6 protein-coding genes are annotated in these 12,357 nt (G+C 40.2%); 2 read left to right on the forward strand and 4 right to left on the reverse strand.

Features of this window, described 5'->3' with window-relative positions; genetic code table 11:
* Positions 1-16: 16 nt before the first annotated feature.
* Both CDC37_RS21700 and CDC37_RS21705 read right to left on the reverse strand, forming a co-directional pair.
* Positions 17-1,600 (reverse strand): pentapeptide repeat-containing protein, encoded by a 1,584-nt coding sequence (locus CDC37_RS21700; protein WP_096625043.1) that lies wholly within the window; start codon positions 1,598-1,600, stop codon positions 17-19.
* A 471-nt stretch (positions 1,601-2,071) separates the two neighbouring features.
* Positions 2,072-3,271, reverse strand: coding sequence for an argininosuccinate synthase (locus CDC37_RS21705; protein WP_096625045.1), 1,200 nt, complete (start codon positions 3,269-3,271; stop codon positions 2,072-2,074).
* Positions 3,272-3,523: 252 nt separating this feature from the next.
* Between CDC37_RS21705 and CDC37_RS21710 the strand changes: the two genes are divergently transcribed.
* Together CDC37_RS21710 and CDC37_RS21715 are read left to right on the forward strand one after the other, a co-directional pair.
* The gene (locus CDC37_RS21710; RefSeq protein ID WP_096625047.1) at positions 3,524-4,099 is read left to right on the forward strand and encodes a Uma2 family endonuclease; all 576 of its coding nucleotides are present in this window, start codon (positions 3,524-3,526) and stop codon (positions 4,097-4,099) included.
* 927 nt (positions 4,100-5,026) lie between these two features.
* A complete protein-coding gene (locus tag CDC37_RS21715) occupies positions 5,027-8,128 on the forward strand; it encodes a plasmid replication protein, CyRepA1 family (protein ID WP_096625049.1) in 3,102 nt (1,033 codons plus the stop codon).
* Positions 8,129-8,782: 654 nt separating this feature from the next.
* Here the strand turns inward: CDC37_RS21715 and CDC37_RS21720 are convergent.
* Together CDC37_RS21720 and ychF are read right to left on the reverse strand one after the other, a co-directional pair.
* The gene (locus CDC37_RS21720) at positions 8,783-10,603 is read right to left on the reverse strand and encodes an ABC transporter ATP-binding protein (RefSeq protein ID WP_096625051.1); all 1,821 of its coding nucleotides are present in this window, start codon (positions 10,601-10,603) and stop codon (positions 8,783-8,785) included.
* Between the two features lie 38 nt (positions 10,604-10,641).
* Positions 10,642-11,733 carry a redox-regulated ATPase YchF gene (ychF, locus tag CDC37_RS21725; protein ID WP_096625053.1) on the reverse strand — a complete coding sequence of 364 codons (1,092 nt, stop codon included), beginning with the start codon at positions 11,731-11,733 and terminating at the stop codon, positions 10,642-10,644.
* Between the last annotated feature and the right edge of the window lie 624 nt (positions 11,734-12,357).

Below are 12,357 nucleotides of genomic sequence, written 5' to 3' on the forward strand. Positions count from 1 at the left end.
CGTTAATTATTTTTATCTACTGCACATCAGCGACCTTTGACTCTACAAACAAAACATCAAACCATTTACTATCGTATTTTGCACATTCCCAGCATCTGGCTGATTGTAATTGGGTAAGGGTGAGGTTTTTAATATGTGATAAATCAGTTCCGTATAAATTTGCACCTTCCAGATTGGCTGATTGAACATTTGTCAGTTGTAAAGACGCACCATCTAACTGAACACCGAAGAGATTTGCTTGTAACAATTGCGCAGCTTGTAAATTAGCTTTGCGTAAATCAGCACCAGTCAAATTGACATTTTTTAAAACAGTGACCGTCAGGTTAGCTTTTTGTAAATTGACTCCCTGGAGGTCAGCACCTTCTAATTTCGCAGCACGAAGATTTGCACCTTCGAGATTTGCACCTGCAAGTTTCGCATTTTGGAAATTAGCTTGAGTCAAATTAGTTTTACTCAGGTTTGCTGCTTCTAGGTTGGAGTGGGTTAAATCCGCATTTGTTAAATCTGCTCTGCGGAAGTAGATTTCCGACAAATCACTATTACGTAAATTCGCTCCTCGTAGTTTGGTTAAGCGAAATCTGACATTCGTTAATTTGACCTGTTGTAAATCAGCATTGTCGAGGATAGCGGATTGGAAGTTGACGTTTTCTAAGGTTTCTCCCCAAAAAGTAGCCGATTTTAAATTTGTATTTTCAAATTTGACATTTTGAATCAAATTAAAACCTTGAAAATTAGCCCTTTGCAGATTCGCATGACTAAAATTGGCTTGGTCTAATATGGCATTACGTAAATCCGCATGTTCCATCTTCGCATGGCTAAAATCAGCACCACTGAGATTTGCACCGGATAAATTCACCTCATCTAAAAAACCACCAGTGAGAATAGCATTGGTCAGATTTGCTTTGATTAAAGTGGCATTTTCCAGAATTGCTGCTTTTAATTTAGCATTTACGAGTATGGCTTGATTTAAGGTCCCATCCCTGAAAACCGTACTTTCTAAATGAGCGTTGAGAAAATTTGCCTCCGTTAAATCTGCACCAATAAATTTAGCACCAAACAGATTTCCATCACTGAAATCAGCATGTTGCAAATTTGCACCACTAAAATCAGTAATTTGCAGTTTAGCTTTGATGAACTTGGCATTAATTAAAATTGCGTTCAAAAAACTAACACCGCTCATATCCATCTCTGAGAAATCGCTTCCCGACAAGTTAACATAATGCAAAGATGCACCATTAAATATTGCTTGTCGTAAATCGGTATCCTCCAGAATCGCGTGTTCTAAAATTGCACCTCGAAACTTTGTATTAACGAGAATCGCTTGAGTTAAATTTGTCCTGCGGAGGATGGCATTTTTAAAATTTGCATTTTCCAGGTTAGCACCACTTAAATCTGCATCAGTCAACTTTGCATCAGCCAAATTCGCACCCAGAAAATCAGCATTATGTAGCTTTGCACCAGTAAAGTTTGTATTTTCCAGCGTTGCTTTTCTAAACTTTGCACCAATCAAAATTGCATTACTGAAATCGTAACCATTCAAATTTTTTTCCGAAAAATCTCTTCCAGTCAAATCCTTACCTACGTATGAATGCATAGCCATAGGTCTGTATTCTCACTATGAAAGATACAGTTGACTACACCAGTAATTACGCTAATTCCGGATTTTTATACTATTTCCTCAGAGTATATACTGAGAGATTGTTTAAAAAGTCATTTTTCATACTTGAATTATCGCTCTTGGGAATGGGGAGAGACGCGACATGTCGCGTCTCTCCCTCGAAGGAAAAATCAGCTTTATAACCCTATGTCCAGGGTCGGGACGATAGTCAAAATAGTGATAATTAATACTTGACAAACATCCACTGAGAGTGTTGGGGAATATGTTGAGTCTCAAGTGGGTAGTACTCTGTGTCATTAGTTCTGATGGGTTCGTAGTTATGGTTCTAGTATAAAAAAAGTATTAAGGTAAGGGCGCTATACCCGCAGGGTTGTCGTAGACTAGCGCTACTACGAACCTTATTCATGACATGGAGTACTAGGTTATTCCCTACTCCCTATTCCCTATTCCCCATTATTTCCCAATTTGGGCCCAAATTCGTGTTGGTAAACCCCACACATAAATAAAACCTTCCGCAGCTTTGTGATCGAATTTGTCATCTGCGCCATAGGTGGCTAAATCTGGTGTGTACATGGAATTTCCAGAACTGCGACCGACAATGATTGCATTCCCCTTGTATAGTTTGACCCGCACAGTACCATTGACCCGTTCCTGGGTTTTCTGAATAAAAGCATCCAAAGCCGCCTTCAAGGGACTATACCATAGTCCATTGTAAACCATTTGGGTATAGGTCTCTTCAATTCCCCGTTTGTAATGGGTGACATCTGCGGTCAAAATTAAACTCTCCAAATCCCGGTGAGCTTGGATTAACACCGTCATTGCTGGAGACTCGTAAATCTCCCGCGATTTAATCCCCACCAACCGGTTTTCAATCATATCAATCCGACCAATCCCGTGATTCCCCGCAGCAGTATTTAAACACTCAATCATCCCAATAGGTGATTTTTCCTCCCCATTGATTGTCACCGGAATACCATTGCGAAAACCAATTTCCATGTATTCAGGAACATCAGGAGTATCCGCGATCGCTTTTGTCATCTCATAAATTTCCTCCGGGGGTTCCACGTTCGGGTCTTCCAACACACCCGCTTCGATACTCCGTCCCAACAAATTCTTATCGATACTGTAGGGAGAAGACTTTTTCACTGGAGCAGGGATACCAAACCTTTCCCCATAAGCAATGGTTTCCTCCCGACTCATCCCCCATTCCCGCGCTGGAGCAAGGATTTTCAAACTTGGATTCAGCGCAGCACAGGAAACATCAAACCGCACCTGGTCATTACCCTTACCAGTACAACCATGGGCGATCGCATCTGCACCATATTTTTCAGCTGTCTCTACCAAAATTTTCGCAATCAAAGGACGCGCTAAAGCAGTTCCTAAAGGATAACGATTTTCGTACAATGCATTAGCCTGAATCGCAGCAAATGCATAATCACGAATAAAACTTTCCCTGACATCAATCACCAAAGACTCACTTGCACCCGATTTTAAAGCCTTCTCCCGAATCGGTTCTAGCTCCTCACCCTGACCCAAATCCGCAGCAAGGGTAATCACCTCTTCCACACCCCATTCATGCTTGAGGTAGGGAATACATACGGAAGTATCCACCCCACCCGAATATGCTAACACGACCTTCTTGGCGCGACCCATGTGTTTCTCCAAAAGTTACCTGCAAAACAAAACCGGATCAATCTTATCCGATGATTTGCCCTTGGTGGTATGGATAAATAGGATTTTGGATTTTAGATTGTGAAATATTTGCTGTACAGGCTTTTGATATTTCCGTCTGTTGCAATCATTTATAATTAACCTTTAAATGAAATGTCGATAGGCGTTAATAAATCCCGTGTATCGATACAAAAACCTAAAATAGAGTCGTATCCCACAATCCCAAAATTAACTATGACTCAACTGAAAAAGCAACTCACTCTTGAAGAATTTCTTGCACTCCCGGAAGGTGATGTCATTTATGAGCTAGTTGACGCAGAAGCTGTCCCGAAATTTAAAAACGATGAAATGTCCCCGAAGTTTTTTCACAGTTTGACTACTGGTGCATTATTTATACTGTTGTCTGCATGGGCACAAGGAAGGGGAAGGGTTGTGATAGAGTGGGCTATTAAACTTAAACGTCATCATCAATGTTGGGTTCCGGTAGCTGATTTAACCTATGTTTCCTATAACCTGCTTCCTGCTGATTGGTTGCAAGATGAACCCTGTCCGGTTGCACCGGAATTGGTTGTGGAAATTATTTCTCCTGGTCAAACTTTTGGTGAGATAACCGAAAAAGTTAGTGATTATCTCAATGCTGGGGTTTTACGGGTTTGGGTGGTGGATACAAAAGCTAAAACTATTACTATATTTGCACCCGCTTCTGTTCCTGTAACGTATCGAGATGATTTGTTCATTTGTGATGATTTATTTCCAGGATTGGAATTTACTCCCCAGGAAGTATTTCAACGAGCTGGTTTGATAGGTTAGTTTTTGCGGTGATTTCCCCCGCTTTCCTCGATAAATCTTACCTGTTGGGAGTTTCAAAAGACGAATTAGCCATGATCAGCTTGAGCGCGATCGCATCGGTTTAACCGGTCGAAAATGGGTGTGATATTTCGCGGTTTTTTGCACCTTTAGCAATCAGTTGCAAAATTTCAACTTCCCTGACTCAACTATTTCCCGCTTTATCAGAATTTCCCTAACTCAAGAGCAGGAAAGCTAATTACAACAGTTAAGTCAACAAACCCTCCCTCAAGTTGAAAATGTTCTCAATCCGGAGCAAAAAAACCAATTTCAAACAGCGATCGCTCAAGGAAAACCCTTTGGAAAGCTTTAGTTATTTTACGCAGTCAATATCAAAATCAACTCACCATCTGCGATGTCATGTCAATAGCAATTAATGTTGAATATGTGGACAGTCAGGAATTTAATACTTAGTTGAATTTTATACGACAAAAATGTTAAGTTTTTATGCAGGGGAAAACTTAAATTGCCTATATAGCCGATAAAATTGACACTTTACCGGTATTACGTAAATTTAATCACTACTATTTTCGGTAGTCCGAGAGAAATAAATATAGTTACAACCCTCGCTAAATAAATTATTTTCCCATAAATACTGAAAAAATTATTTTTTTATAAAGTGAATATTACAATTAGTAAATACAATTGGGAATTATTTCGTCGGCAACGATATACTGATTCACAAAAATTATTTTAGTATAAAAAGTACAATACATAGTTATTGTTTTGGAGTTTAATTCCGGTGGAATATAACTTCAATTTGTCAACCGATGTGTCTGAAGCAACAATGTGTTGTAAATAGCATAGATATCTGTGGAAAACACTTCTGTTAAAACCAGTTGAGGCATGGTAAGTTTTGAACTTCAAGAAGTTTGTATGCGCTGATTTTCCATGCTTCCTTTGACCCATCTCCACCCCCAACATCTGGAAGAGTTAGTTAAAGATAGCGGTATTGATTTCAATATTGCTCACTTAAACTTTAGTTCTCTTCAGGATGGAAACGCCTACGATTATTTGCTAATTTCCGAGCAGTTACCCCGTACTAATACGGGAATGGTACGGACGAATTGGTTAAATCGTTATGCCCATGTGGAAAGTGGTGGTTGGTGGTGTTCGGGATTGGACCCATTGAATGATTGGCAGGTAATGGAGTGGGGTTGTTTTAAGCCGAATCAACCGCGTCAAAATCAAAAAGGGAAGGCGATTAAGTATGAACATCCTCCCAGTACACCGACTCGAATATTTTGTTTACGGGTGACGGGGGAAATTTGGCAAAAAGTGGGTCAACGATACAATGTCAGTTTACCAGAAGAGGTGGTTAACTGTGCCGATTTGGGTCAGGTTGGACAGGGTTTTTGGCGTTGGGTGATGGGTAGTAATGTGCCGATTATTATTTGTGAGGGAGCTAAGAAGGCAGCTGCATTATTATCCCAGGGTTATGCCGCGATCGCAATTCCGGGGATAACTAGTGGGTATCGGGTGATTAAGGACGACTTTGGTCGGGTGATGGGTCGTCAGTTGATCCCGGATTTAGCGGTGTTTGCCTTGACCAAACGGACGGTGTATATCTGTTTTGACTATGAAACGGAACCGAGAAAAATCAATGCCGTGAGTAATGCGATCGCCCAGTTAGGTTTATTGTTTCAAGCTCAATCCTGTCCTGTGCAAGTGGTGCAACTTCCAGGAAAGGAGAAGGGGGTGGACGAGTTTATTGTCAATCAGGGTGCGGCAAAGTTTGAAAAGGTTTATCAGCAAAGTCTGGATTTGGAGGTTTATCTTGCCTATACTAAACCCCATAATCAATTAACAATTACACCAAATTTAACCGTAAATCGTCGTTATTTGGGTGATATTGCTTTTCCGACATCGGGATTAGTGGGGGTAAAATCGGCCAAAGGGACAGGGAAAACAACTGCTTTACAGGGATTAATTCAGCAAGCAAAAAATCAACGCCGTCCAGTTTTATTGATTACCCATCGGATTCAACTGGGTAAGTTTTTATGTACAAAAATAGGTATTGATTGGGGAATTCAAGAAAAATCCCTTTGGGAACCTTTAGCTTTTGGATTGTGTGTGGATTCGATTTGGAAACTCAATCCCGAAAATTGGCGTGGTGCGGTGGTAATTTTGGATGAGGTGGAACAGTCCCTATGGCATTTATTAAATAGTAGTACCTGTAAAGAACGACGGGTCAAAATCCTCAAAGTTTTTCAACAATTAATTGCGACCATCCTCACCAGTGGAGGATTAATTATTGCCCAAGATGCCGATTTATCGGATGTCTCTTTGGAATATTTACAGCAATTAGCGGGAATAAATATTAATCCTTGGATTCTGCATAATCAATGGCAACCAGAAAAAGGCTGGGATGTAACATTTTATGATTCTCCCAATCCCACCCCTTTAATTCAACAGTTAGAATTTGATTTAATGGCTGGTCGTAAATGTTATATTACCACCGACAGCCGCACCGGAAGATATAGCTGTGAAACCATTGCTAGCTATCTCCAAGAACGTTTAGCCAAACTACAAAAATTATATCCCCGTACTCTAGTGGTGAGTAGTTTAACTACTAATATACCTGGTCATGAAGCCAGTGAATTAATTGCTGATATTAACCAGCAAGTTAGTAACTATGATGCGGTGTTTGTCACTCCTAGTTTGGGAACGGGTGTTAGCATTGATATTGAGCATTTTGACCGGGTTTATGGCATTTTTCAGGGAGTGATTCCCGACAGCGAAGCCAGACAAGCTTTAGCGAGGGTACGCAGCAATGTACCCCGAATTGTTTGGTGTGCAAAACGGGGAATCGGGATGATTGGTAGTGGTAGTACCAACTATCGAGTTTTAGCCGATTGGTATCAAGAAAATCAAAGGGAAAATTTAGCTTTATTAAGTCCTTTACACCGAATTGATGTAGATTTACCCTTAGTTTATGACCCCATTCATTTACGTACCTGGGCAAAAATTTCCGCGAGGGTAAATGCATCGATTACGATTTATCGACAATCAATGAAAGAAGGATTAATTAGTGACGGACATCAAGTCACCCTCCGCAGTCAAGCAATCCATAAAAATATTATTTGTGATTTACGTCATGCTTTTTTAGCTACCGACCCCCAAGATACAGCAACCCGACAGCGATTAATTTTAGAAATAGTGAAAGTCCAAAAAGATTGGTGGCAAAGCCGTCAAAAGCATCAAGAAATTAGTCACAGTATTAAACAGATTAAACGGGAACATCAACTCCAAGAAGCAAATGCTGTTGCTCACGCGGTAGATATTGATTATTGTCAATATGAATCCCTCACAGCAAAACATGCTTTAACTAGTCAGGAACGACAGCAATTAGCTAAGTATGTATTGCGTCAGCGCTATGGAGTAGAGGTGACTCCCAGTTTAAAAATCCGCGATGACCAAGGTTATTATTCCCAGCTTTTGACCCATTATTATCTGACCCATGAAAGTGAATATTTCCATTGGCATGATAAACAGGAAATGAATCAGCAACTGTGGGTCGGGGAAGGAAAGTTGTTTTTACCAGATTTGAAAAATTATACTTTGAAAATTGAAGCTTTGCGTGCTTTGGGAATGTTGGATTTCTTGCAACCAGAAAGAAAATTTACAGAAAATGATGCGGATTTAATTCTCCTCAAAAGTTCTGTCATTCAATGTAGTCAACATATTAAAAGAGCATTGGGAATTAATTTAGTCCATCACAATGAACAAATTTCGCCCTTGAAAATACTGGGAAGACTATTAAAGTTACTGGGATTAAAATTACAGCGCTGTGGTTACAATGTCTATCAAATTGACCCAGAAACTATGAATGATGGTAGAACCGAAATCTTTCAAATTTGGCAATATCGTGATGAACAAATGTTGACCAGAATTCAACTAGTTAATTGGCAAAGTTGGCAAGGAGCAAATTCCCCAACAAAACCGGAATCAGCACCTCTAACCCTTGATACCCCCTCTTCCATCCCATTTTAAGAGGAATAACTGCTTCCCACGCGGAGCGTGGGAACCCAGAGGGGAGGCTCTGTCTCTAATTGGAAGTAGGAGGAAACCTCCGGAAATACGTCCCCACGCAGAACATAGTCACCAGATAAATGGTCTGGATATTTCCGCCAACCCATCCTAGAAGTCTGTTCCACCAATTCTAGAGACGTAGCACTGCGATGTCTCTACAGAGGTGTCGTTCGCGTCTCTACACTTAGCGCATAGTTTTCCTGTTGGCCTGTATCGGATGCGAATTTTTGTTGATTCTCAATGTTTGTGTCCCAAAAATAAATATCTGCCAAGTAGGTTGTTGATTCCTATTTCTCGGACTGTTACCCACAAAACGCGCTCCCCAAGTTCCCCCTTTCGTCAAGGACAATTTTCAAACTGGCTGAATTGGGAAAAATTTTGATTTGTTTTCTGGTAAGGTTAGTTTATGAAAAGAATAAACTTGACTTTTATATAATGGGAATGCGTCTAGTCAAAAAAAAATTACAACCATCCCATTATGTTATATACAGGATGATTATCCTACAAAAAAGGTAAAAAAATCCATTTATCTTAAAAATCTTCACACAAAAACATATTTAGCATCCCAGTCAACTACTCCCTACTCCCAATTACCCACTCCTTCACAGAAAAAAATCAACGATATCCAGCAGCTTGCAACGCAAACAAAGTTGCATAGCGACCACCCAGATTAATTAACTCTTGGTGAGTACCATATTCAATCATCTTTCCCGACTCAATCACAGCGATTTTATCAGCCATTCTCACCGTCGAAAACCGGTGAGAAATCAAAATCACCATTTGTCTTTTTGTCAGTAACCGTAATCTTTCAAAAATTTCATATTCCGCTTGGGGGTCGATAGCAGAAGTCGGTTCATCTAAAATCAAAATATCAGCATTTCTGCGCATAAAAGCCCGTGAAAGCGCAATTTTTTGCCACTGACCCCCAGATAATTCCTGTCCACTTTTAAACCACTTACCTAATTGGGTATTAAATTGGCCAGGTAACTCTTGAATAAAATCCCATGACATACCTTGTTGGGCAGCAAATTGCCATTGCCTGCTATCATCAATATATTCCACATCCCCCACACCGATATTTTCACCCACGGTGAATTGATAGCGGACAAAATTTTGGAAAATTACACCGATTCGCCTTCGTAAAACATCCACATCCCACTTCTGGATATCTAACCCATCCAATAATATCCGTCCAGAAGTCGGATGATACAACCGCGTTAATAACTTAATTAAAGTAGTTTTCCCAGAACCATTCTCACCCACAATCGCTAGCTTTTCCCCTGGTCGTAAATGTAAGCTAATATGACTTAAAGCCGGTTGTTCCCGACCAGGATAGATAAAGGAAACATCTTCAAACCGAATGCCATCACCAGGAACTAAACCGACCCTTGCGGTCCCGAAACAAGCTGGAACCTCCACCTCTAAAAAACTGTAGAGATTAGAAAGATATAAATTATCTTCATACATTCCCCCCACTGCTGTTAAAGCACTGGCAAAAGTAGTTTGTCCCTGACGAAAGACTGTTAAATACATCGTCATATCCCCCAAGGAAATTTTCCCCATCACCGTTTCCCAGACAATCCAACCGTAAGCGAGATAAAACGTTCCTGTACTTAACAGACTCAATAAATATCCCCACACCCCTCTTTTAACAGTTAAATCCCGGTCTTCTCGATAAAACAACTCAAAGATACGTCGATAGCGTCGCTGTAAAAAATCCCCCAATTGGTACAACTTCACCTCTTTAGCAAAATCTTCCCTCGCCGCCAAAGTTTCGATATAGTAGTGTTGGCGGCTTTCAGGTGCGCGTCCTCGAAATAGCCGAAATGCTTCCCCCGAAAACCGGGTCTCAGCAATGAAAGGAGGAATCGCAGCCATAAATAAAATAATTACAGCCCATATCGAAAACTTGAGTAACAGCGTACCATAGGTAATCAAAGACAGGGAATTTTGGATTAAACCAAAGGTGCGATTGACCAAGGACAACGGACGTACAGAAGCTTCCCGTCGAGCATTGGTCATTTTATCGTAGAATTCCGCATCTTCAAACTGTTCTAAACTCAGTTGTAAAGCCTTATGCAGAATTAACTCATTTACCCTTTGTCCTAATTGCACCCGTAACAGGGTTTGGGAAACCGTCAATCCCCTTTGACTAGCTGCAAGTATAGCCACCACCACCGCTTCAATTGCCACAAATTTGAGGGGATGGTAAATTGAACCAGGGGTGGAATTTTTGTTTGCAACTATGACCGCATCAACGATAAGTTTACCCAGATAAGCCACCACCCCAGGCAATAAACCTGCAACCAAGGTAAAAACCGCCAAAACAATCATCAGTTTGCGGTTAGTAGTCCAAACCAGATGAACAGCGCGTCCACTGTAGCGGAAAACTGCGAAAAATTGACCGAATACGTTTTTGTAGCTGCGAATACCCATATTTCTGTTTATAGCAGAAAAAGGGTATTTTTTTACGGTCAGACATTAAATCGAAACAACATCACATCTCCTTCCTTCACCACATATTCCTTACCCTCACTACGAACTAAACCCTTTTCTTTAGCTGCAACCATCGAACCAGCTGTGACTAAATCATCATAAGCCACAGTTTCTGCACGGATAAACCCCCGTTCAAAATCTGAGTGAATCACACCTGCTGCTTGAGGAGCAAGCATACCTGCTTTAATTGTCCAAGCACGGGTTTCCTTCTCTCCGGAGGTAAAATAGGTGCGTAATCCCAAAATTTTGTAGGTTGCGCGAATTAGGGATTTTAAACCACCTTCCTTCACCCCTAAAGATGCAAGAAAATCAGCCCTTTCTTCCTCTGGTAATTCAATTAATTCCGATTCAACCTGTGCGGAAACAACTGCAACTTCTGCATTTTCCTCGGCAGCAATTTTTTGCACTTGTTCTACATATTTATTCCCTGTTGCTAGGTCATCTTCGGGAACATTGGCAGCAAAAATAATTGGTTTGGCAGTTAATAATCCTAAAAATTTAATTGCAGCTTTTTCTTCCTCATTTAAATCCATCTGACGAACGGATTTACCTTCGTTTAATTCGGCGACAATTTTTTCTAAAACACTTAGCTCATACTGGGCTTCTTTATTGGCACGAGCTTGTTTTTTTGTCCGTTCTAAACGCTTTTCTACCTGAGCTAAATCAGCTAATACCAATTCTAAATTAATAGTTTCAATATCACGCACTGGGTCAACGGAACCATCAACGTGAATAATATCATCATTATCAAAACATCTGACCACATGCACAATCGCATCGACTTCGCGGATATCTTGTAAAAAAGCGTTACCTCGTCCTAACCCTTGACTTGCACCGCGAATTAAACCCGCGATGTCCACAAATTCTATTTGGGTGGGAACAACACTTTTAGAAGCGGAAATCTTGGCTAACACATCTAAACGTTCATCGGGAACTGAAACGACCCCCACATTGGCATCTATTGTACAAAATGGGAAATTTGCGGCTTCGGCTTTAGCATTTTCCACTAAAGCATTAAATAAAGTTGATTTTCCCACATTTGGGAGTCCGACCATTCCAGCTCTGAGCATATCCGTATATCTAACTGTTTATCTTTACCTTTGTCAGGATATCAGAATTTTCGTCTGGTGTGGTGATGGTTTTTAGTAAAGTCCCGACTCTATAGGAATCCGATTTGAATATTGAAATGACTTGGGTCGCTAGGGAAGGGAGAATGGAGGTGTAGTTGTTTTTTTTCAAAAAATCAAATACTATGCCTATATTTTACTATTCAGAGGATGTTTTAAAAGTCGATTTTAATACTTGAATTATCGTTTTGGGAAATGGGGAGTAGGCAATACCCGCATTTCTCACAAAACCCTAAAACTCATAGGGAATAGGGAGTTACTCGTGAGAAATCCAGGAATAGGGAGAGACACGACATGTTGCGTCTGTACAGTTTCTAATGATAAATATACCGTTTGAGCCTATTTACTATGTTCAATAAGTGATTGATAAAGTATTTATTGACACTTGACAAACATTCTCTCAGGGGTATTTGTAGGTCAAAAATAGATGAATATTGACAGCATACTTATTGATTAACAAGATTAAGAAAAATTTTATTGATTATGGAGATATACATTGAGTAAAGTAATGTTACAGCACTTTCGAGGTAAATGAGGTACACTTGTTATTAGTGCATCAAAAATTAA

The organism is Calothrix sp. NIES-3974 (assembly GCF_002368395.1).
Taxonomy (GTDB): Bacteria; Cyanobacteriota; Cyanobacteriia; order Cyanobacteriales; family Nostocaceae; genus NIES-3974.